This window comes from Bradyrhizobium sp. UFLA05-125, from assembly GCF_059803515.1.
In genome coordinates this window covers 651,222-671,137 of sequence record NZ_JBANBJ010000001.1, presented here as the reverse complement: position 1 = coordinate 671,137, position 19,916 = coordinate 651,222, and the positions used below count along the sequence as shown (strand labels likewise).

Sequence of the window (19,916 nt, the reverse complement as noted above, 5' to 3'; positions counted from 1 at the left end):
TCGCGCTTTAGGCCGGCGCGCGCCACGGAACGTGGATCAGCTCTTCGGCGGCTCGGCGCCGAACCACTTCTTGTAGATGGCGGTGTAGGTGCCGTCGCCCTTCAGCTTGACCAGCGAGGCGTTGACCTTGGCGATGAGCTCGCTGCCCTTCGGGAAGGCCATGCCATATTGCTGGGCCATCATCTGCGGACCGACGGTCTTCACTTTCCCCTGACCGTTGGTCTTGATGTAGTAGAGGACGTTGGGGGTGTCGTGCATCGCGGCGTCCGCGCGTCCGGTCGCGACTTCGAGATAAGCGTTGTCGCTGTTGGGGAAGAGGCGGAGCTCCGTCCCCTTGAAGTGCTCCTTGGCGTAGTCGGTCGCCGACGTGCCGGTCTTCACGGCGAGCGTCTTGCCGGGAAGGTCTTCCGGACCCTTGATCGTGCTGTTGACCGGCACCATCAGCAGGAATCCGCTGTCGTAATAGCCGTCCGAAAAATCGATGACCTTCTTGCGCTCATCCTTGATGGTGATGCCGGCCAGCCCGACGTCGACCTGCTTGGTCTGGAGCGCCGGGATGATGCCGTTGAAGTCCATCGGCTGCAGTGTGTAGGTCACGCCGATATCCTTGGCGATGGCGGCCCAAAGGTCGATGTCGAAGCCGACATACTTGTCGCCCTCCTTGAACTCGAACGGAACGAAGGCCGTGTCTGTTGCGACGATCAGGTCGCCGGCACGAGCAGGCTGGCCGAGGGCCAGGGTTGCCGCGAAGGCCGCGGCGGCGGTCAGGCTGGCGAGCGCGAACTTCATTTGGGGGTCCCCTTTTGTTGGGATTGCCACGGAAGCCCCCACATCGTCGCACAAAATAGGAAAATTTAAAGTGCATCTTTTTGTGCAATGCATTGAATATTTGCACAATCTAGTGGCGGGTGATGCCCGGGGCGGGGCTGAATACCTTGGATGGAACCCGGTCGGCGTCCGGGACGGTTGCGTGCGAGTGATCGAGACACGCGGCATCGAGGACACTTAGTGCGGCCTACTGCGCCCTGATCCGCTGACGGTGCGCGGCCTGTTTGGCGCGATTGCCGCAGATGGCCATGCTGCACCAGCGTCGCCGATGACCGCGCGTGTGGTCAGCGAAGAGCAGCGTGCAGGCCGGTCCTTCGCAGGCCTTCACGTTTGAAAAATCTTCCACGCAGACAAATTGTGCCAGTGCGTCTCCGATGGGAGCGAGAAGGGCTTCGGGCGTGCGCCATCGGCGGATCGACTGCCGCTGGAGAGGCGACGGTGCGCCCTTCGGCGCAGCCACGATGCGGTCGAAGCAATCATCCCGCTGCAGCAGGCGATTGAGCGGCTCGAGTTCGGCGAGAGTCCTTGTCGTCAGGGGACGGCCCTTGTGCTTGCGCACAAAGCCTCGGAACCACTCGCGCAGGCTCCTTGCCTGATCTGCGACCTTGTCCAGCTCGCCGGGCAGCGCCTGGGAGCGAATGCTCCCAAGTGCGTCTGCAGGCACGAGCTGCGCCTGCTCGAGCCAGTTCAGCAGGCCCTCGCCATCATCGAGCCAGTCGAGGGGCGTATCGACTGGGGTGGCGATTGAATTCAGGAAATCCAGTCCGGGCGCATCGCCGACGAAGATCGCGGGAGGATGTTGGTTCATCGAAGGCTCCTGTTCCGGGCGCTGGCCCAATTCCATCACCCAACCGTGAACGTTGTTCCATAGATAACCGCCCTAATGCAGATTGACAAGTTACGTTCGTCGATAGTAACCAGTTTAAAGCTAATAAATGGGTTACTGACCCGAACCCCCGGAGGAGAGCGGCGATGTTGGCGAACGAAGTGACGGTTGTGCTGGTCCATGGCGCCTGGGCTGACGGATCGACTTGGGCCAAGGTCATCCAGCTATTGGCGGCCGAGGGCACCAGGGCCGTCGCGGCGCCGCTGCCGCTCACATCGTTCCGCGATGATGTGGCGGCGCTTGATCGGATCCTCGAGCGTGTAACGGGGCCGGTGGTTCTCGCAGGCCATGCCTATGCGGGGGCCGTGATCGGGGCGACGCGGAATGAGAGGGTGAGGGCGCTGGTCTATGTCGCAGCGCTTGCGCCGGACGAGGGCGAAACGGTCGCCGAAATGTTCTATCGCGCGGAACCGCACCCGCAGGCACCTAAGCTAGCGCCGGACCATCACGGCCTGATCTATTTGCCCGATGAAGCCTTTGCCGCCGCTTTCGCCCAGCGGGCGTCAGCCGAGGAGTTGACGCTCCTGACCGCGGTTCAGCGACCGATCTCGCCAGCCTGCATCACCGTCGCGGTCGATCGGCCGCTGTGGAAGGATCGCCCCTCGTGGTTCCTGGTTGCGGAGCAGGACCGGATGATCGCTGCGGAGACCCAGCGTTTCATGGCGGCGCGCATGAAGGCGCGCGTGCGAGCGCATCAGGTCGATCACACTCCCATCGTCACCGCGCCCGGGCTCGCGGTGGACATCATTCGCGAAGCCGTGCGCGATGCGGCCGCACTTGCGCGCTGAGATCAGAAACGTCGCCCCGCCAGGCACGAAGAATGGTTAGCGCCAGGCGGCGAGCGAACGTAACCTTTAATGTGGTAAAATACAGGTTACCAAACAGGAGCACCGCAATGTCTACCATCACCTATCGCACTGCCGACGTCGACGGCTGGAAGATCTTCTATCGTGAAGCCGGGCGTGCGGATGCGCCGACGCTGCTGCTGCTGCACGGCTTCCCGAGCGCGGGCCACATGTTCCGCGATCTCATCCCGCTGCTCGCCGATCGCTTTCACATCGTGGCCCCCGATCTGCCCGGCTTCGGGCAGTCGGACACGTCGGCGCGCGGCATGTTCGCCACCACCTTCGATCATATTGCCGAGGTCATCGATCGCTTCACCGAGGTGATCGGCCTAAAGCGCTTTGCGATCTATGTCTTCGACTACGGTGCGCCCACGGGCTTTCGGATCGCTGCAAAACACCCCGAGCGCATCACGGCGATCATCTCGCAGAACGGCAACGCCTACGAGGAAGGCTTGAGCGACGGCTGGAATCCGATCCGCGCCTATTGGCAGGATGCGTCGGAGCAAAACCGGCAGGCGTTGCGCGCCTTCCTCAAGCCGGAGACGACGATCTGGCAATACACGCATGGCGTTCCCGACGTGACCAGGATTTCGCCGGACGGCTATTCGCTCGACAACTACTATCTCTCGCGGCCCGGCGCCGACGAGGTGCAGCTCGATCTGTTCGGCGACTACAAGAGCAACGTTGCGCTGTACCCGGCCTTCCAGAATTATTTTCGCACCCATAAGCCGCCGTTCCTGGCGGTGTGGGGCAAGAACGATCCGTTCTTCCTGCCGGCAGGGGCGGAGGCATTCAAGCGCGACATACCGAATGCAACGGTGCGTTTCCTCGACACCGGCCATTTCGCGCTGGAGACCCACGCCGCCGAGATCGCAGCCGCCATCCGCGACTTCCTTGCCCGCTGACTTCGCAACCGCGCCTGCCTCGCAAGTGCCAAGCGTCATGGAGGCCGATGAGGCGCGCGGAAAAATGGTCGTGGTCCGCGACTCACACTGAAATGTTCGATGGAGGATACAGATGTCGAAATCAGTCGCTCTCATCACCGGCGCCAGTCAGGGCATTGGCAAGGCTACGGCAATCCGGCTCGCGCGTGACTTCTCCGCGCTAACCCTGGTGGCGCGCAGCCGTACCAGTCTGCAGCAGACCGCCGAAGCGGTGAGGGCGGTCGGCGCGGAGGCGCTGGTCGTCGATGCCGATCTGAGCCAGCCGTCGGCGGCGCAGATGGTGGTGGACAAGACACTCGAGGCGTTTGGCCGCCTCGACGTGCTGCTCAACATCGCCGGCGCCGTGCCGCAGATCGACCTGTTCGAGATGACGGACGAGCAATGGGAGGCTGGCCTCGCCTTGAAGCTGCACGGTGCGCGACGGCTGACGATTGCGGCGTGGTCGGCGCTCAAGGAGGCAAAGGGCTCGGTGGTGCTGATGTCGGGCAACTCGGCCCTGTTTCCGAAGGCGCCTTATGCGGCGGTCGGCACCATCAATGCCGCCATCGTTGCGCTGGCAAAGGCGTTTTCGGATCGCGGCATCGCCGATGGCGTGCAAGTCAACAGCGTCCTGCCCGGACCGGTCATGACGGGCCGCCGCCGCTCCTATCTCCAGCACTGGGCCCCGCTGCACGACATGACCGTGGAGGAGGCAACCGCCAACTTCCCGAAGGAAGCCGGCATCGCCCGCTATGGCGAGCCGGAGGAAATTGCCGAGTTGATGGCGTTCCTGGTTTCGCCGGGCGCGCGCTGGATGACCGGCTCGACGCTTCGCATGGACGGCGGTGAGGTGAAGTCGATCTGACGCAAAGGCTACTCGTCGAACAAAATACTTGTCAGTGGTGCTGACCCCTGACAGAGCGCGATGAGATCGAGTTGGCTGGATGATGCCATCGTGCCGGTGATTTGCCCGACGTGTCAAATCGCTTCCCGACATCGTCAGGCGACGCACCGGCAGCCGGGCTACTTTGCATGGGGTTGTTTTCGAGCTTTTTGGAACCTCGTCCCGAGACCCGCGATCACATCTGAGGGTGCGCGGCAAAATGCGACATCAAACGGTCTGGTGCGTGCTGCAAGATGCACCGCATTGAGGCCCGGATCCTCAATTGCACCAAATCGTCACGATGGAGGGACCTCCATGAAGATCGTCGTCATCGGCGGCACCGGCCTGATCGGCTCGAAAGTGGTCGCCCTTCTGCGCCAGGGTGGCCACGACGTCGTCGCCGCCTCGCTCAAGAGCGGCGTCAACGTCATCACCGGCGAAGGGGTCAAGGACGCCATGACCGGCGCACGGGTCGTGGTCGATCTCGCCAATTCGCCCTCGTTCGAGGACAAGGCCGTGCTGGAGTTCTTTGAGGTTGCCGGCCGCAATGTGCTCGCGGCGGAGGCCGCAGCCGACGTCCGGCACCATGTCGCTCTGTCCATCGTCGGAACCGACCGGACACAAGAGAACGGCTATTTCCGCGCGAAGGTCGCCCAGGAAAAGCTGATCGTGGCCTCCGGCATCCCCTACACCATCGTTCGCGCGACCCAGTTCATGGAATTTCTCGGCGCCATCGCCGCATCGAGTGCGCAAGGAAATACGCTCAGGGTTTCACCCGGCCTGTTTCAGCCGATTGCGGCCGACGATGTCGCGAGGTCCGTTGCCGGCGTGGCGCTCGAACCGCCGCGAAACGGCATAGTCGAGATCGCCGGCCCGGATCGCGCACCGTTCGACGAAATCGTTGCCCGCTATCTGAAGGCGACCGATGACCCGCGTGCGGTCGTGCGCGATCCAGAGGCACGATATTTTGGCGGCAAGGTCGAGCAGCATTCGCTGGTGCCGCTGGGCGAAGCGCGCCTCGGCCGCATTGGTCTCGACGAATGGCTCCGGCAGGCGCGCACGAAGGCCTGAGCGTTGCCCTCAAGGGCCTCTTGCACGCTTGGGCGTGCGTGAAGTCTCGGCGTTCTTCGCGCCTCGCGGCGCATCGGCGCCGCGGAATTTGACGTGCTCGATGAACGCGCGCAATTTTGGCAGGACCTGGCGTTTCCCCGGATAGTACAGAAAGACTCCAGGTCCCGTGACGGCAAAGGGCGCGAGCAGCGCTTGCAACCGGCCGTCGGCAATTGGGGCTCGGGCGAGGGGGGCGGGCACCTGCGCAAGGCCGACACCCTGGATTGCCGCACCCAGCAGCGAGACATAGTCGTGCGCGATGAGTGGCCCCGAGACGATTGCCTCGATTGATTTGTTGCCGTCCACGAAAGGCCAGGGCGCGATCGATCCGTTCGCGCGGCGCAGGCGGAGGCAAGCGTGCTCGCGAAGATCGTCGATGCGCTGCGGCCGCTTGCGCCCGCTAAGATAGTCGGGGCTGCCGACGACCATGAACGGGAACGGCTGCGTCAGCCTCACGGCGATCATATCCGGCGCGATGAGCTGGCCGAGACGGATACCGGCATCGAAGCCGCCTGCGGCAAGATCGACCATCTCCTCGCTTGCCGCGATCTCCACCTCGATCTCGGGATAGGCCTGGCAGAAGGCCGCGATCACCGGATCGAGGATCAGCGGCACGACCGAGCGGGGAACGGCGAGGCGCAGCAACCCGGCCGGTCGCTGCCCGAGGTCGCGCGCAGCCTCGCTGGCGGCGACGAGCTCCTCGAAGGCAGGTTTGGCGCGTGACAGGAATCGTTCGCCGGCTTCGGTCAGTCCGACGCTGCGCGTCGTGCGCGCGAACAGCGCGGCACCAATGCGCGCCTCGAGTGTGCGCACGGCCTGACTGACCGCCGACGGGGTCACCCCGAGTTCGGCGGCCGCACGATGAAAATTGCGGTGCCGGGCAACGACGAGGAAGGCCTCCACGCCGTCGAGCGCGCTCTGCCTGACTGTGAAGTTCTGCTTCATAGCCTGTCGAGATTATCGCGGATAGTCGCTGGCTGGAAGCGGTCCTACGTATGCGGCGAGACTTGAAGCCTTTATGGAGTCCTGCAAATGACCGATGTCCTTGATGGCGTGCGCGACCACTATGCGGCGAACGGCCTGACCGAGCGGCTGAAGACGGCGCTCACCGTCCTTGGGCCGGAGGATCAGCGGCTCGCGCCGCAGCAACTGGGAGCCCTCGACCAGTTCCACACCCGCGGCCTCGCGGCCACCGCCGAGCTCGCCAGGCTCGCTGGAATTACGGCCGAGATGTCGGTTCTCGATGTCGGCGCGGGTGTCGGCGGGCCGGCGCGCTTTCTCGCGTCGACTTATGGCTGCCGGGTGACCGGCGTCGATCTCAGCCAGCCGTTCGTTGATGCAGCGCGCTATCTGACCGGACGCACCGAACAAAGCGAGCGCGTGTCGTTCGAGACGGCCAGCGCGTTCGCGGTGCCGTTCGACAACGGCCGCTTCGACGTGGCGTGGCTCCAGCATGTCGCCATGAACATTCCGGACCGGGCGCAGCTCTATCGTGAGATCCGGCGCGTGCTGAAGGCGGGCGGCAGGTTTGCGACTTACGACGTCGTCTTGGCCGCCGGCGAGCCGCTCTATCCGGTGCCGTGGGCGCGAACGCCGGCGACGAGCTTTCTGCTGTCGGCCGCAGCTACGCGCGAGGCGGTCGAGGCAGCCGGCTTTCGCACGCTGGTCTTTCAGGACGACAGCGAGGCCGCCAAGGCCTGGGTCACCCAGCTTCGCGCGTCCGGACCGCCGCCGTCGCCTAATCTCGGCGTGGTGATGGGGCCGGACTTTGCCCAGCTCTCCGCCAATCTCGGACGAAATCTCCTGGAAGGCCGGCTCGGCATTCTGACCGCGGTGTTCGAAGCCGTACCCACAGCCGTCTGAGGAGACACCAGATGTCGACCGCAACCATCTTCCAGATTCATCTCGTTCTCGGCTACGTCCCGTGGCTGCTCTGCTTCTTTGCGTATGGCTGGCCCTGGCTCAAATCGATGGAGCCGGTCGAGGCGCAGCGCGTCATCGCCACTCTGCACAGCTTCCGCTTCTTCGGGCTGGTCTTCCTGATCCCCGGCGTGGTCGGGCCGAATCTGCCCGCCGGATTCGCCAGCTTCGCCGCCTATTTCGACTTCACGACCGGACTTCTGGCGATGCTGGCGCTTCTGACAGTGCGGGTGCCCACACTCTTCTGGCTGTTCGTCGTTGCCTTTAATCTCGTGGGGGCGGTCGACATCCTCGTCGACTACTATCATGGCAACCAGCTCGGCCTTGCGCCGCTAGCGGGGGAGCTGGGTGCCGTCTACGCGATCCCGATCATCTATGTGCCGCTGCTCATGATCACGCACGTGGCCGCGTTCTATCTGCTGGCGTATCGTCGGGGCCGGCTAGTGTCCGCCGTGGCGGCCGGATAGACGAAATCGAAGGCATTCTTCATCGCCGCGCGCTTCAGTGCGACACGAAGGGCGCGGCTAGAACCGCAAGCATGCCAAAAGCGGCAATGTTCCAGAACAGCGAGCGGATCAGCGGTATCCCGCAGATGTAGAGCGCAGTGTAAGCGATACGCCCGCCGAGATAGGCAAGCGATCCCCAATGGGTGAGCTCGTTGTGAACGCCAGTCGCCTGAGCGGTCAGAACTGCCGCTGCAAAGAAAGGAAATGTCTCCATGTAGTTGCGGAAATTGCGGTCGATCCGCCCGGGGATGGGTTTGAGCGGCGGCATCTCAAGGTCGCGCGGGCTTGCGGCCCATGCGAGCCCATACTGCGCGTTTGCGGCTTGCGCGGCAGCAACAAGCTGGAGGAAACCCCAAACACTCGCCGCCGTCAGCACCATTAGCTCGAAGCTCATTCCCATCCTTTTGTTCTCCTCCAAGCAGGCGGCCGGATTTCAGCAGCGCGTCGAATAAAGCGTCGCTGGGCGAAGCACGCCTCGGGCGCATCGGTCTCGACGAATGGCTCCGACAGGCGCGGACGATAGGCCTGAGTGTTGCCCTTAAGGGCCCTCTTGCACGCTTGGACATGCGGTCGCTGCGCCGCGCGGCGCTCTGGGAGATGCTGTATTTGTACTGTCACGTCTGCAGGTGCTCAGCGCAACGCGGTGCGGATTTCCTCGATCGTCCGGCCGGGCGCCTGAAGGTGAGGGTAGTGACCGATGCCGGGAAGAAGCGTGAGCTCGGCATGGATGCGCTCGGCGAGTTCGATGCCCATTTCCTTCTTGATATAGAGGTCGTCTGCGCCCCACACGACCTTCACTGGCGTTTTGAGCCGCGCCAGATTGGCCTCGAAGAACTCCTGATCGCGGGTGAAGAAGGAATAATAGTGGTAGAAGGCGTCCACACATGTCATCCCGCCGTGGCTCCATGCGCGTGCCATGTCATCTCTGAAATTCTGTGAAATCTCGACATGCGCGTCCTTCGGCAGGCCGCGCCGGAAGGTGTTTTCGAGGATTTCGTCGCGACCCGCGTTCATCGCGGCGCGGACGTGGTCCGAGGCGGGCTTCGACTTCAGCCCCTGCAAGTTCTCCCACATCAGGGCGGGCCGGTTGAAGGGCGCGAAGTCGCCCACGATGAGTGACCCGGCAACGTCGGGCTCATCGAGCGCCAGGAGCAGCACCGGCAGGGCACTGATGTCGGTCGCGTAGATCGTGAGATTCGAGCGATCGATACCTGCCGTTTCGAGATAGTCCTTCAGCACCCGCGCATAATCTCTGGGAGCGTAGGAGAAGCGGTCGACAGTCGGTCGCGACGAAAGCCCGAAGCCGGGCCAGTCGAAGCTGTGGACGTCATGGTTGTCGGCGAGGGCTTGCGAGATGTCTTTCCACGCAAGAACCGTTTCAGGAAATCCATGCAGCAGAAGCACGGTCCCGTTGGGATTCGGGCTGCGGACGACCATGCGCCGCAGCGTGATGTCGGGATCGATCACGACAGATCCGATCTCGACCTTGGGCTCCTGCACCTGGGCTTGCTTCGACATGTCGCCATTCCCCGCTCTGGCCGGCTGGTAGCGATCGACGTATGATCTCCAACAATACTATAGGAGCCCGACTCGGCGAAACCCGATCGTCCCAGGGTGCCCAAGGCGAGGTTGCTCTACCTGTTCCATCTCAAGTTCGTCTTGCCGCTCATCGAGCGCGTCATCACGAGATGCGACGTGCTCGCCGTCGTACGACGTTCAGCACGGATGCCAGGAGCACGAGCGCTTCGGACGTGGCAATGGCCTCAAAGACCACAAAATCGCGGTCGTGGTAGTCGACGGCTGATCCGTCCCGGAGCTGGCCGGAGATCAGCGTGACCCAGAGCGGGCCCGAGACGAGCGCCGAGGAGAGGGCGAGGATCAGTGTGATCCGACTGGCGGTGAGGCTCCGCGGCGCATTGCTGGCGAAAAGACTGTAGATCAGGAACGGAATGGCGCCGATCACGAGCAGGAAGCCGAGCGGCGGCCCCAGCAACGCCCAGAGAAAATACCAATCTGCGCCCACTCTTACCGGCTCCTTGGGAAAGCGTGGGCAAGGAAGCACGATTGGAACGCGCACGCCAACAGCGCCCACGCGGCTTATCCCGCCAATCCTGATATTTTTCCGACAAGCGGGCGAGGCCTGTCGACTTCCGCTGTTCCCATTCGTCTTCCACCCAGAGAAACCCTTTCGGGAGACCTGGAATGAACAATTCTCACTATCGCTGGGTGATCGTCGCCGCCGGCGGCCTGCTTGGCTGTGTGGCGATCGGCGGCATGTTTTCGTTGCCGGTATTCCTGCAGCCGATCGCAAAGGACACCGGGTGGTCCGTGACGGGCATCTCCAGCGCGATGACGATCGGCTTTCTCGCGATGGCCTTCACCAGCATGGCATGGGGCACGCTGACTGACCGGTTCGGCCCGCTGCCGGTGGTGCTGACGGGATCGGTGGTGCTGACCTTGAGCCTGTTTCTCGCGAGCCACGCGACCTCACTGATCGCGTTCCAATTCATCTTTGGCCTCCTGGTCGGCGCATCCTGCGCGGCGATTTTCGCGCCGATGATGGCGACAGTGACCGGCTGGTTCGACACCCACCGCAGCCTTGCGGTCTCGCTGGTGTCGGCCGGCATGGGCATGGCGCCGATGACGATGGCACCGTTCGCTGCCTGGCTCGTCTCCAGTCATGATTGGCGCATCTCGATGCAGCTCGTTGCGCTCGTGGTCGGCGCCATCATGATCCCGGTCTCGCTGCTGGTGCGCCGCCCGCCGGCGCTGGCGAACCCGCAGGCTGCAACGTCCGAAGCGGGCGCGCCGCAGGCCGAGATGTCGCTGTCGGAGGCGCTGCGCTCGCCGCAATTCCTGATCCTGGTTGCGACCAACTTCTTCTGCTGCGCGACGCACTCCGGCCCGATCATCCACACCGTCAGCTATGCCGTGAGTTGCGGCATTCCGCTGATCTCGGCCGTGACGATCTACAGCGTCGAAGGGTTTGCGGGCATGGGCGGCCGGATCGCCTTCGGTCTCATGGGCGATCGCTTCGGCGCCAAGCGGGTGCTGGTCTCGGGCCTGCTTGCGCAAGCCTTCGGCGCGCTCGCTTACGTCTTCGCGCACCAGCTCGCGACATTCTACGCGGTCGCCGCAGTGTTCGGTTTCATCTATGCCGGCACCATGCCGCTCTACGCCTCGCTTGCCCGCGACAACTTTCCGCTGCGCATGATGGGCACGGTGATCGGCGGCACGGCGATGGCCGGCAGCCTCGGCATGGCGACCGGCCCGCTCGCCGGCGGCCTGATCTACGACGCGTTCTCGAGCTACGCCTGGCTCTATATCGGCTCCTGGGCAATGGGCCTCGGCGCGTTCTTGATGGCGATGACGTTCCGGCCATTTGCCAAGAGGGAGGCTGAGCCCGCGCCGGTAGCCGCATGATTGGGCCGGCCGAGGCGCAGCCCTAAAGCTGCGCCTCGATCGCGGCCTTGTCGATCACCGACCAGACCTGCCAAATCTTGTCGCTCTGGAATTCGTAGAAGACGTTCTCGCAGAAGGATACGCGCTTGCCGTTGACGTCGAGCCCAAGAAAAGTCCCCACTGGCGTGCAATCGAATTTCAGTCGGCAGGCGATGCGGGGCGGATCGCAGATCAGCAGTTCGATATTGAAATGCAGATCCGGAATCCCGCGAAAGTCCTGCTCCAGCATCGCGCGGTAGCCGGCGAGCCCGAGCGCCTTCGCATTGTGGGAGACGTCGTCGTGAACGAACTGTCCGAGCGCCGGCCAATCCTGCCGGTTCAGGCAGGCGATGTAGCTGCGGTAGACGTCGGCGAGGTCGACGCGGGTCATGGCGGTGCTCCTGCGGCTTCAACGATAACGCAGAAGGAGCTGGATTCGGCGGTCCGCTCAGAGGTGCTTTTCGAAGAACAAATCCGGGTAGGGGTCGTCGTTGAAGCGCGGGATCTCGCTCCAGCCGGTCCTGCGGTAGAGCTGGCCCGCTTCCGGCAGCGCGCTGTTGGTGTCGAGCCGCAGCACGGTGATGCCGAGCTCGCGCGCAGCGCTCTCGGCGGCTTCCATCAGGCGTCGGCCGAGCCCCAGACCGCGCGCGGACGGGGAGACCCACAGCCGCTTGATCTCCGCATAGCCGTGCTCCGTTCCCTTCAACCCGACGCAGCCGAGCGGCAAGCCGTCGGACATCGCGACGATGAACGTGCCGCGCGGTCGGACCATGTCCTTGGCATCGGGATCGCGCGACAGCTTGACGTCGAAGCCCTGTTTGAAGCGGCGTCCGAGCTCGGCATAGTACTCGCCGAGGCAATAGCGCGCCTCGTCGCCGCGCGGGTTCATTTCCATCAACTCGGTGCGGCCCTGCCCAAGTGCGGAACCGATCATATCCATCGCCGCCAGCAGTGCGTCGGCTTGCGAATGGCTGGAGAGCAGGGCCTCGGCTTGCGCGTTCGACAACGCCTCATAAGCATTGTACTCGCGCCGGCCCGCGCGCGTCAGCCGGGCGACGCGGCGCCGCGCGTCGTCCTCGTGCGGGCTCGTCTCGATCATCCCTTCCTCCTCGAGACTGCGGAGTAGGCGGCTCATCAGGCCGGAGTCGAGGCCGAGATAGTCGCGGATCTCCGCGACGTCCTCGCGCCCATGCCCGATCGCGTTGAGCACGCGCGCGGCGCCCAGGGGCCGGCCGCGGCCAAGGAAGGAGGTATCAAGCGCGCCGACAGCGGACGTGACGGCGCGGTTGAAGCGACGGATACGGGAGATGCGGTCTAGCATATATCTGACTTTAGTCAGATAATTTCCGGGCGTCAATCGGGCAAGCGCCCTCACCTCACCGGCGTCAGCAGCGGCTTGTCCTTTTCGACGATATAGGTCGCAAGCTTGCTCGTGGTCTCGCGGCCGACGTTCTTAGCCGCATGGACCGTCTGGACCGCCTCATGGCCGCCGACGCTGAGGTCGTGGCGTCGCAGGTCGGTCCGCGTGACGCCTTGCGGCTGCGCCGCCGCCGGCAGCGTAAGAAGATTTCCGGCGAGCAGGATGGCGCTCGCCAGCATGCGCGTGGTTCTCGAACGACGATGGCTCATGGTCAACTCATTGTGCTTTGTCCGAACCACCGCACCGCGCGGGCCGAGCCTGTGCTCGGCCGCATCGGAGAGGTGCAGGTTTCAGGTGAGGGTGGTGGTCACCTCGATGTTGCCGTGGACTGCCTTGGAGTAGGGGCAGATGCCGTGCGCGGCTTCGATCAGCTCCTGCGCGATCGCGCGGTCGATGCCGGGGACGCTGACGTTGAGGCGCGCGCGGAGGAAGAACGAACCGCCGGCATTGTTGAGGTCGATCTCGGTATCGACTGCGGGCTCGCCCGACAGCTTCACCTTGCGCTGCTGGGCTGCGAGTTGGAGCGCGCCGAGGTAGCAGGCCGACCAGGCTGCGGCGAAGAGATTTTCGGCGGCCGGGTGCGGCTGCGGCAGCTTGATGTCGAGAAAGCCGTCAGTGGAGCGCGCAGCGCCTTCGGCGCCAGCGGTGACGTGGGTCTTGCCGGTGAAGAGAAGCTTTGCGGGGGTGGTCATGGCGAAGTCCTTTCGGTGAGACATGTATCGCGTCCGATTTAATCGAATGCGATCTAAATAAATCCGGCCGTTCGCGAAGTCAATCTCTTCCGATTTAATCGGATGCGATTTATATTGGTTTGATCATCACGACTTCCGGAGGTTCCTGTGACCCGCTTGCCAAAACCCGCGCCAAATGGCCGAAAACTCTCGAATTTCCTGTGCTTTGCGGTCTATTCGGCCAATCTCGCCTTCGGCCGCGCCTACAAGCCCATCCTGGATGCGGTCGGGCTGACCTACACCCAGTACATCGCCATGGTGGCGCTATCGGAAGAAGACGAGCAGACCGTGAGTGTGCTCGGTGAAAAGCTGTTTCTGGAATCCAACACGCTGACGCCGATCCTGAAGAAGCTGGAGCAGATGGGCTACATTCGCCGCCATCGCGATCCCGCGGATGAGCGGCAGGTGAGGGTCAGCCTGACGCCCTCGGGCAGAAAGCTGCTCGACAAGGATCTCGGCGCGTCCCTGGTTACAGCCTCCGGGCTCGGCGACGAATTCCCGGTCGTACAGAAGACCGTGAGCCGGCTGCGCGACAATCTGCTGCGCGCGACGCAGGGCGACGACTAAGCCGCAAACTCCTGCGCCAGTTTCGGTCAATTCGGCAGCGGCTGGCCTGCCTGCTCTTTCACGATGTAGTCAGCGTACCAGTCTGGCCAGTTGTCATCGTGCTTGCCGCCGGTCCGCTTCTCGTGCTCGCCATGAGCCGTGGCCGCGCGCCGCAGCGCGCTTGCGAGCTCGGTTGTCGAATTGAACGTCGTGTCGGCTTCGACGCGACCGGGCAGGCGCGTCGTGATCTCCTGGAGCAACCAGCCATTGCCGTCGGGGTCGCGGAACGAGGCGAAGGAGCGGTAGCTGCCGCGCGCAGGATCCGGGCCGCTGACGCGGCGCGAGCCTGAGATGTAGGGCTCGTCGGGGCCGCTATGCGTCTCGCCGCTGCCGTGAAAGACCTCGCCGACCTCGATGCCGCGGGCAACGAGCGCATCGCGGGCGGCCTCGATGTCGGCGACGATCAAGTACAGGCCCTGCGCGGAGCCGGGCTTGGCCGGCGTGACGTTCCTGCCGAAGATGACCGAGGCATTCGAGCCGGGCGGGGTGAACTGGATCACGCGCCAGTCGTCGCCGGAGGCGAAGTCGGCATCGAGCCGCCAGCCGAGTTTTGCGTAAAACGCCTTGGCGCGATCGACGTCCGATACCGGCACGACGACCATCTCGAGCTTGAAATCGACGCTGCGCAGTTTCGGGGTGCTGGCAGCCTTGCTGTTCTCCGCGGTGGCCATGGGCTCCTCCCGTGATGTCCGTAAAGCGGTCCACGCATCTTGCGCGCCAAATGTGACGGCTTCAGCGATCCGGCGGAGCGACCTGAGCGGCGCATTGTCGCTCACAAACCTGGATTTCCGCGGTTGTGGCCGATCACGAAGACGTGCCTTGCGCCTCTCATCTCAAAACATATCTTACGATATATTCATAGCAGACGTAAGATATGTTTCGAGATAAGAATCACGGTCGGCACGACAGGGACGACCGGGAATTCCGTTTCGCATTCGCCATGGGCCGGCATGGTGGGCGGCATCGCTTCGGCCGCGGCGGGCATGGCTTCTTCGGCCGCGGTGGTGGCGCCGACTTTCCAGGTGCGCGGCGACTTTCGTCGCAGGACCTCCAGCTCGTCATCCTCGCGTTGCTCGCCGACCAGCCGGCACACGGCTATGAGCTGATCAAGACGATTGAGGAGCGCTCGGATGGTTTTTACAGCCCGAGCCCCGGCGTGATCTATCCGGCGCTGACCTATCTCGAAGAGGTTGGGCACGCCAGCGTCGAGCAGGACGCCGGCCGCAAGCGCTACAGCATCACCGCGCAGGGCCAGGCTCATCTCGCCGAGCATCGCGCCACCGCAGATGCGATCCTTCAGGCGCTGTCGCGGATCGGACGTCGCATGGACGAGGTGCGCGAGGCCTTTGCCGGCGTCAGCGATCTCGATGGCGATGCCTCCGACGAGCTGCATCGCGCTCGCCATGGCCTCAAGCGCGCGTTGCGTGCCAAGCACGGCTGCGATGCCGATGAGGCAAGGCGCATCGCCAAAATCCTCGACCGTGCGGCGGCCGAGATTCTGCGGAGCTGAGGGAATACGATCATGTCGCAAGATCAACCGCACAGCCCGATCCAGGATGCGCGTGTCAACGCCGTGATCGACCGCATGCAGGCCGCTCGCCACCGTCCACCGGGCGGCGGACCGCGCGGCGGCTTCGGTAGCCGCGATCCGCATGCCTATGCCGAGCAGGGGTTTTCAATTCATCCCGAGCAGGGCGAGCTGATCTACCTGTTGTGCCGGGGCATGCGCGCGACGCGCGTTGCCGAGTTCGCAACGTCCGTCGGCATGTCGACGCTCTATTTCGCGGCCGCCATGCGCGACAATGGCGGAGGCACAGTGATCGGCTCGGAAATCGTGCCGGCCAAGGTCGCAACCGCCCAACGCAATCTCGACGACGCAGGCCTTGGCGCCTACGCCGAGATCCGCGAAGGCGACGCGCGCAAGACGCTGCGCGATCTCGGCGGCCCCGTCGACTTCATCCTGATCGACGGCTGGCCGGGCGAGGAGGGGCCTTCGCTCGCGCGGCAGGTGATCGAGATCGTCGCGCCGCAGCTTCGCATTGGTGGCTACGTCATGAACGACAATGCCGAACCCGATTTCCTCGAGTTCGTCCGCGATCCCAACAACGGCTTCGTCTCGATGACGCTGCCGCTCAAGGGCGGGACGGAGCTCAGCCTGAAGGTGGCGTGACGCCACGGGCGGAGACGTTCTGTAGGGTGGATTAGCGAAGCGTAACCCATCACTTTTCTAACGGCACTGACGAGAAGAGGTGGGTTACGCCTTCGACGAACCCACCCTACCGTCCTTCGCGATGACGAATCTATGGAATCGCACGGTCATCATCCCAGCCGTAACTCATTCCGTGTCTTGCGCGTCAGCTTCGCAACGATGAGCGCGTGCGCCTGGTCGAGATAGGCAGCGAGTTCGGGGTCGGGCAGGGCGTCGTTGTCGACGAGCTGCACCCATTTGGCCCGCGCGAGATACGGAGCAGGCCGTGCAAGACCCTGCTCGATCAGTAGGTCGTAAGCCATGTTCGATGTCTTGAACATGAAGCCACCGGACTGCTCGACGAAGCCGCGCGCGAGCGCGAACATCTTGCCGCCGACCTTGAACACCGAGGCGCCTTCCCACTGCACCACTTTTGTTGCGGCAGGTAGTCGCAGGCAATGGGCTTCGAAGCGTTTGGGAGTCATATCAGGTCAAAAGCGAAAGGAGTGCGGCAAGATCATTGGCCGAGTGCGCGAAGCCGACAAGCCAAAACTTCCATGCAGCTTCACAGTTTTGCCCGAGGCGCGCATTACCAGCAGCTCTTCGAATCCTCAGCCCTCGCGGAGTTCCCATGCACACGCTGTCAGCCGACCGGCCGGCCACCCGGCTCGCCACACGGCTGTCCTTCCTCGTCGCAGGCTTCGGCATCGCCTGCTGGGCGCCGCTGGTGCCATTTGCCAAGCAACGGCTGGCGGTCGACGACGGCATCCTCGGCCTGCTGCTGCTCTGCCTCGGCATCGGCTCGGTTGCCGCGATGCTGCTGACGGGTGCCTTGAGCGCACGCTACGGCAGCAAGCCGATCATTCTCACCGGCGGCTTCGGCCTCGCAGTGATCCTGCCGTGGCTCGTCGTCGCGAGTACGCCGGCCGCACTGGGCCTGGTCCTGTTCGGCTTTGGCGCCGCACTCGGCTCGATCGACGTCGCCATGAATATTCACGCGGTCGAGGTGGAGCGCGCTGCGACGCGTCCGCTGATGTCGGGCTTCCATGCGTTGTTCAGCATTGGCGGATTTGCCGGATCGAGCCTGATGACGTTGCTGCTGTCGATCAATCTCGGCCCGCTTGCGAGCACGCTGATCGCGTCGGTCCTGATGCTGGCGGCGATGATCGTGGCCTCGCCGCTGTTGCTGCGCAGCGCACAGGCGCAGGACGGACCTCTGTTCGTCCTGCCGCACGGCATCGTTCTGCTGCTTGCTGCGCTGGCCGCCGTCACCTTCCTCGTCGAGGGCGCCATGCTGGACTGGGGCGCGCTGCTCATCGTCGGCGCGGGCCTCGTGCCGGAGACGCAAGGCGGGCTCGGCTACATGCTGTTCTCGATCGCGATGACTGCGGGCCGGCTCGGCGGCGACGCCGTGGTGGCGCGGGTCGGCGATCGCGCCACGTTGATCGTCGGAAGCCTGTTGGCGATTGCCGGCTTCGTCGTGCTGCTGGTCGCTCCGCTCGACTTCGTCGCCATGGCCGGGTTCGTCCTCATCGGCCTCGGCGCCTCGAACCTCGTACCGGTGCTGTTTCGCCGTGCGGGCTCGCAACAGGCCATGCCCACGGGACTTGCCGTCGCTGCGATCACCACCGCGGGTTACGCGGGCGTTCTGGTCGGGCCTGCCGGTGTGGGCTTCGTGGCGCGGGTCGCGAGTCTGCCGGTCGCTTTTGCGATGCTCGGTGCACTTCTATGCCTCGTCACATTATCCGCAGGCATTGTGACGTCAGGCGACCGCTCCAGCGGACGCGGTACGTAACGCGGCGCCCTGCATTGTGAGTTGAGTTGTCATCACGGACGGCTACCATGCCACTCAAGTTTTCCGGCGAAATGCCGGAGGCATTGTTGAGGGGAGGCGACATGAGCGGCCAGGCGCGGATGGTGAAGGGATCGGATCTTTTTGTCGCCGCCCTCGAGAACGAGGGCGTCGACCGAATCTTCGGCGTCCCCGGCGAGGAAAATCTCGACTTGGTCGAGTCCTTGCGCAACTCCAAGATCGAATTGATCCTGACCCGCCACGAGCAGGCCGCAGCCTTCATGGCCGCAACCCATGGACGGCTGACGGGCAGGCCCGGAGTCTGTCTTTCCACGCTCGGCCCGGGCGCGCTCAACCTGTCGACGGGAGCGGCCTATGCGCATCTCGGCGCGATGCCGATGATCATGATCACCGGTCAGAAGGCGATCATGAGCAGCCGACAGGCGCGCTTTCAGATCGTCGATGTCGTCGCGAGCATGAAGCCGCTCACAAAACTGGCGCGGCAGATTGTCAGCGCGTCGAGCATTCCGACCGTGGTCCGCGACGCCTTCCGCGTTGCGACGGAGGAGCGGCCGGGGCCGGTGCATCTCGAACTGCCCGAGGACGTCGCGGGCGAGGAGGTAGCGTCCGTGCGCACGGTGCCGGTGCACCCGATCGAGATTCCCGTCGCCCATCGGGCCGCACTCGACCGCGCCGCCGAGATGATCCTGGCGGCGAAACGCCCGCTGGTCATGATGGGCGCGGCGACCAGCCGGCCACGGTCGACCCACGGCATTGCCAATTTCGTGCGGCGGACGCAGATTCCGTTCTTCACCACGCAGATGGGCAAGGGCACCGTCCCTGGCGGTACCAATCTCTATATGGGTACCGCGGCACTGTCCGAGCGTGATTATGTCCACGAGGCCATCGACGCTGCCGACCTGATCATCGCGATCGGTCACGATGCGATCGAGAAGCCACCTTTTATCATGGGGCCGTCGGGCCCGAAGGTGATCCACGTCAGCTACACGCCGGCGAGCGTCGAGCAGGTCTATTTCCCCGATGCGGAGGTCGTCGGCGACGTCGGGCCGAGCCTCGAATTGCTGGCCGACCGCCTCGAAGGCCGGCTGCCGGATGCCGGCGCGCTGTTACCGCTGCGCGAGCAGATTCTTGAGCATATCGCCGATCGCGCGACTGAATCGCGCTGGCCGCCGACACCGCAACGTATCGTGCACGACATCCGACAGGTGATGCCGGAGAACGGCATCGTCGCGCTCGACAACGGCATGTATAAGATCTGGTTCGCACGCAACTACCGCACCAGAGTAGCCAACACGCTGCTGCTCGACAATGCGCTCGCGACGATGGGCGCAGGCCTGCCCTCGGCGATGATGGCCGCGATGCTGTATCCCGAACGCCGCGTGCTCGCGGTTGCCGGCGACGGCGGCTTCATGATGAACAGCCAGGAGATGGAGACCGCCGTCCGGCTCAAGCTCAACCTGGTCGTGCTGATCCTTGAGGACAACGCCTACGGCATGATCCGGTGGAAGCAGGCGGTCGATCATTTTGCCGATTTCGGCCTGACGTTCGGCAATCCCGATTTCGTCCTGTATGCGAAATCCTATGGCGCCAAGGGCCATCGCATCGAGACGATCGACAGTTTCGTACCGACGCTCGATGCCGCCTTCGGGGAGGGCGGCGTGCACCTGATCTCGATCCCGATCGACTATTCGGAGAACGTACGGGTGCTTGTCGATGAGCTCAGGGCCCGCGACAAGCGGTAGTTTTCCCGAGCCATGTCCGAATGGCGCCAGGTCATGCTAGCCATTCCCTTGATATATATCGCATCACGATATAT

Annotated in this window: 24 protein-coding genes; 12 read left to right on the top strand and 12 right to left on the bottom strand. The window is 64.0% G+C overall.

All coding sequences use genetic code 11. From position 1 onward, the window contains the following. Positions 1-36 precede the first annotated feature (36 nt). Both glnH and SO156_RS03345 read right to left on the bottom strand, forming a co-directional pair. Complete coding sequence (glnH, locus tag SO156_RS03350; protein WP_498533812.1) at positions 37-789, bottom strand: glutamine ABC transporter substrate-binding protein GlnH; 753 nt, start codon at positions 787-789, stop codon at positions 37-39. A gap of 226 nt (positions 790-1,015) precedes the next feature. Then, a complete protein-coding gene (locus SO156_RS03345; RefSeq protein ID WP_498533811.1) occupies positions 1,016-1,636 on the bottom strand; it encodes a CGNR zinc finger domain-containing protein in 621 nt (206 codons plus the stop codon). 164 nt (positions 1,637-1,800) lie between these two features. Here SO156_RS03345 and SO156_RS03340 point away from each other — a divergent pair, with 164 nt between their 5' ends. The 4 genes from SO156_RS03340 (at position 1,801) to SO156_RS03325 (ending at position 5,436) form a co-directional block, all read left to right on the top strand. Beyond that, the gene (locus SO156_RS03340; protein ID WP_498533810.1) at positions 1,801-2,502 is read left to right on the top strand and encodes an alpha/beta fold hydrolase; all 702 of its coding nucleotides are present in this window, start codon (positions 1,801-1,803) and stop codon (positions 2,500-2,502) included. Between the two features lie 107 nt (positions 2,503-2,609). After that, positions 2,610-3,464: an alpha/beta fold hydrolase gene (locus SO156_RS03335; RefSeq protein WP_458145063.1), complete on the top strand. Its 855-nt coding sequence runs from the start codon at positions 2,610-2,612 to the stop codon at positions 3,462-3,464. A 112-nt stretch (positions 3,465-3,576) separates the two neighbouring features. Continuing rightward, positions 3,577-4,347, top strand: a complete 771-nt coding sequence (locus SO156_RS03330) for an SDR family oxidoreductase (protein WP_498533809.1) — start codon at positions 3,577-3,579, stop codon at positions 4,345-4,347. Between the two features lie 333 nt (positions 4,348-4,680). Then, the gene (locus tag SO156_RS03325; protein ID WP_498533808.1) at positions 4,681-5,436 is read left to right on the top strand and encodes an SDR family oxidoreductase; all 756 of its coding nucleotides are present in this window, start codon (positions 4,681-4,683) and stop codon (positions 5,434-5,436) included. Between the two features lie 9 nt (positions 5,437-5,445). Here the strand turns inward: SO156_RS03325 and SO156_RS03320 are convergent, their stop codons facing one another. Continuing rightward, on the bottom strand, positions 5,446-6,420 hold the full coding sequence (locus SO156_RS03320; RefSeq protein WP_498533807.1) for a LysR family transcriptional regulator: 975 nt from the start codon (positions 6,418-6,420) through the stop codon (positions 5,446-5,448). 87 nt (positions 6,421-6,507) lie between these two features. Here SO156_RS03320 and SO156_RS03315 point away from each other — a divergent pair, with 87 nt between their 5' ends. Beyond that, entirely contained in the window at positions 6,508-7,338 is an 831-nt protein-coding gene (locus SO156_RS03315) for a class I SAM-dependent methyltransferase (protein WP_498533806.1), read from the top strand. An 11-nt stretch (positions 7,339-7,349) separates the two neighbouring features. Further along, positions 7,350-7,862, top strand: coding sequence for a DUF8737 domain-containing protein (locus tag SO156_RS03310; RefSeq protein WP_498533805.1), 513 nt, complete (start codon positions 7,350-7,352; stop codon positions 7,860-7,862). 34 nt (positions 7,863-7,896) lie between these two features. On the opposite strand, the gene SO156_RS03305 is transcribed toward SO156_RS03310, so the two are convergent. From SO156_RS03305 to SO156_RS03295, 3 genes are all read right to left on the bottom strand, one after another. Continuing rightward, on the bottom strand, positions 7,897-8,301 hold the full coding sequence (locus SO156_RS03305) for an MAPEG family protein (RefSeq protein WP_498533804.1): 405 nt from the start codon (positions 8,299-8,301) through the stop codon (positions 7,897-7,899). 230 nt (positions 8,302-8,531) lie between these two features. Then, a complete protein-coding gene (locus SO156_RS03300) occupies positions 8,532-9,419 on the bottom strand; it encodes an alpha/beta fold hydrolase (protein ID WP_498533803.1) in 888 nt (295 codons plus the stop codon). A 163-nt stretch (positions 9,420-9,582) separates the two neighbouring features. Next, positions 9,583-9,924, bottom strand: coding sequence for a hypothetical protein (locus SO156_RS03295; RefSeq protein WP_498533802.1), 342 nt, complete (start codon positions 9,922-9,924; stop codon positions 9,583-9,585). 179 nt (positions 9,925-10,103) lie between these two features. Between SO156_RS03295 and SO156_RS03290 the strand changes: the two genes are divergently transcribed. Continuing rightward, on the top strand, positions 10,104-11,324 hold the full coding sequence (locus tag SO156_RS03290; protein ID WP_498533801.1) for an MFS transporter: 1,221 nt from the start codon (positions 10,104-10,106) through the stop codon (positions 11,322-11,324). A gap of 22 nt (positions 11,325-11,346) precedes the next feature. On the opposite strand, the gene SO156_RS03285 is transcribed toward SO156_RS03290, so the two are convergent. The 4 genes from SO156_RS03285 to SO156_RS03270 all read right to left on the bottom strand — a co-directional run bounded on the left by SO156_RS03285 (position 11,347) and on the right by SO156_RS03270 (position 13,454). Next, positions 11,347-11,733, bottom strand: coding sequence for an ester cyclase (locus SO156_RS03285; RefSeq protein WP_498533800.1), 387 nt, complete (start codon positions 11,731-11,733; stop codon positions 11,347-11,349). A gap of 57 nt (positions 11,734-11,790) precedes the next feature. Further along, positions 11,791-12,663: a bifunctional helix-turn-helix transcriptional regulator/GNAT family N-acetyltransferase gene (locus SO156_RS03280; RefSeq protein ID WP_498533799.1), complete on the bottom strand. Its 873-nt coding sequence runs from the start codon at positions 12,661-12,663 to the stop codon at positions 11,791-11,793. A 50-nt stretch (positions 12,664-12,713) separates the two neighbouring features. Beyond that, positions 12,714-12,971 (bottom strand): cupin domain-containing protein, encoded by a 258-nt coding sequence (locus tag SO156_RS03275; protein ID WP_498533798.1) that lies wholly within the window; start codon positions 12,969-12,971, stop codon positions 12,714-12,716. Positions 12,972-13,052: 81 nt separating this feature from the next. Beyond that, positions 13,053-13,454, bottom strand: a complete 402-nt coding sequence (locus tag SO156_RS03270) for an Ohr family peroxiredoxin (protein WP_458145076.1) — start codon at positions 13,452-13,454, stop codon at positions 13,053-13,055. A gap of 147 nt (positions 13,455-13,601) precedes the next feature. On the opposite strand from SO156_RS03270, the gene SO156_RS03265 reads away from it, so the two are divergent. Then, the gene (locus SO156_RS03265) at positions 13,602-14,060 is read left to right on the top strand and encodes a MarR family winged helix-turn-helix transcriptional regulator (RefSeq protein WP_458145077.1); all 459 of its coding nucleotides are present in this window, start codon (positions 13,602-13,604) and stop codon (positions 14,058-14,060) included. 26 nt (positions 14,061-14,086) lie between these two features. On the opposite strand, the gene SO156_RS03260 is transcribed toward SO156_RS03265, so the two are convergent. Then, entirely contained in the window at positions 14,087-14,770 is a 684-nt protein-coding gene (locus tag SO156_RS03260; RefSeq protein WP_498533797.1) for a VOC family protein, read from the bottom strand. 203 nt (positions 14,771-14,973) lie between these two features. Between SO156_RS03260 and SO156_RS03255 the strand changes: the two genes are divergently transcribed. Beyond that, positions 14,974-15,609, top strand: coding sequence for a PadR family transcriptional regulator (locus SO156_RS03255; RefSeq protein WP_458145079.1), 636 nt, complete (start codon positions 14,974-14,976; stop codon positions 15,607-15,609). A 12-nt stretch (positions 15,610-15,621) separates the two neighbouring features. Continuing rightward, complete coding sequence (locus SO156_RS03250) at positions 15,622-16,269, top strand: O-methyltransferase (protein ID WP_458145080.1); 648 nt, start codon at positions 15,622-15,624, stop codon at positions 16,267-16,269. A gap of 149 nt (positions 16,270-16,418) precedes the next feature. Here SO156_RS03250 and SO156_RS03245 read toward each other — a convergent pair whose 3' ends face one another. Further along, positions 16,419-16,772 (bottom strand): MmcQ/YjbR family DNA-binding protein, encoded by a 354-nt coding sequence (locus SO156_RS03245; RefSeq protein WP_498533796.1) that lies wholly within the window; start codon positions 16,770-16,772, stop codon positions 16,419-16,421. A 146-nt stretch (positions 16,773-16,918) separates the two neighbouring features. On the opposite strand from SO156_RS03245, the gene SO156_RS03240 reads away from it, so the two are divergent. Beyond that, positions 16,919-18,082: an MFS transporter gene (locus tag SO156_RS03240; protein ID WP_498533795.1), complete on the top strand. Its 1,164-nt coding sequence runs from the start codon at positions 16,919-16,921 to the stop codon at positions 18,080-18,082. 119 nt (positions 18,083-18,201) lie between these two features. Next, positions 18,202-19,842, top strand: a complete 1,641-nt coding sequence (locus tag SO156_RS03235) for an acetolactate synthase large subunit (RefSeq protein WP_498533841.1) — start codon at positions 18,202-18,204, stop codon at positions 19,840-19,842. Positions 19,843-19,916 lie beyond the last annotated feature (74 nt).

Coding starts and splice junctions, on each gene's coding strand:
- SO156_RS03285 (WP_498533800.1), bottom strand. CDS start 11,733: ATGACCCGCGTCGACCTCGCCGACGTCTACCGCAGCTACATCGCCTGC.
- SO156_RS03300 (WP_498533803.1), bottom strand. CDS start 9,419: ATGTCGAAGCAAGCCCAGGTGCAGGAGCCCAAGGTCGAGATCGGATCT.
- SO156_RS03310 (WP_498533805.1), top strand. CDS start 7,350: ATGTCGACCGCAACCATCTTCCAGATTCATCTCGTTCTCGGCTACGTC.
- SO156_RS03330 (WP_498533809.1), top strand. CDS start 3,577: ATGTCGAAATCAGTCGCTCTCATCACCGGCGCCAGTCAGGGCATTGGC.
- SO156_RS03280 (WP_498533799.1), bottom strand. CDS start 12,663: ATGCTAGACCGCATCTCCCGTATCCGTCGCTTCAACCGCGCCGTCACG.
- SO156_RS03255 (WP_458145079.1), top strand. CDS start 14,974: ATGTTTCGAGATAAGAATCACGGTCGGCACGACAGGGACGACCGGGAA.
- SO156_RS03345 (WP_498533811.1), bottom strand. CDS start 1,636: ATGAACCAACATCCTCCCGCGATCTTCGTCGGCGATGCGCCCGGACTG.
- SO156_RS03335 (WP_458145063.1), top strand. CDS start 2,610: ATGTCTACCATCACCTATCGCACTGCCGACGTCGACGGCTGGAAGATC.
- SO156_RS03325 (WP_498533808.1), top strand. CDS start 4,681: ATGAAGATCGTCGTCATCGGCGGCACCGGCCTGATCGGCTCGAAAGTG.
- SO156_RS03240 (WP_498533795.1), top strand. CDS start 16,919: ATGCACACGCTGTCAGCCGACCGGCCGGCCACCCGGCTCGCCACACGG.
- SO156_RS03275 (WP_498533798.1), bottom strand. CDS start 12,971: ATGAGCCATCGTCGTTCGAGAACCACGCGCATGCTGGCGAGCGCCATC.
- SO156_RS03270 (WP_458145076.1), bottom strand. CDS start 13,454: ATGACCACCCCCGCAAAGCTTCTCTTCACCGGCAAGACCCACGTCACC.
- SO156_RS03305 (WP_498533804.1), bottom strand. CDS start 8,301: ATGGGAATGAGCTTCGAGCTAATGGTGCTGACGGCGGCGAGTGTTTGG.
- SO156_RS03340 (WP_498533810.1), top strand. CDS start 1,801: ATGTTGGCGAACGAAGTGACGGTTGTGCTGGTCCATGGCGCCTGGGCT.
- SO156_RS03235 (WP_498533841.1), top strand. CDS start 18,202: ATGGTGAAGGGATCGGATCTTTTTGTCGCCGCCCTCGAGAACGAGGGC.
- glnH (WP_498533812.1), bottom strand. CDS start 789: ATGAAGTTCGCGCTCGCCAGCCTGACCGCCGCCGCGGCCTTCGCGGCA.
- SO156_RS03250 (WP_458145080.1), top strand. CDS start 15,622: ATGTCGCAAGATCAACCGCACAGCCCGATCCAGGATGCGCGTGTCAAC.
- SO156_RS03260 (WP_498533797.1), bottom strand. CDS start 14,770: ATGGCCACCGCGGAGAACAGCAAGGCTGCCAGCACCCCGAAACTGCGC.
- SO156_RS03315 (WP_498533806.1), top strand. CDS start 6,508: ATGACCGATGTCCTTGATGGCGTGCGCGACCACTATGCGGCGAACGGC.
- SO156_RS03290 (WP_498533801.1), top strand. CDS start 10,104: ATGAACAATTCTCACTATCGCTGGGTGATCGTCGCCGCCGGCGGCCTG.
- SO156_RS03245 (WP_498533796.1), bottom strand. CDS start 16,772: ATGACTCCCAAACGCTTCGAAGCCCATTGCCTGCGACTACCTGCCGCA.
- SO156_RS03320 (WP_498533807.1), bottom strand. CDS start 6,420: ATGAAGCAGAACTTCACAGTCAGGCAGAGCGCGCTCGACGGCGTGGAG.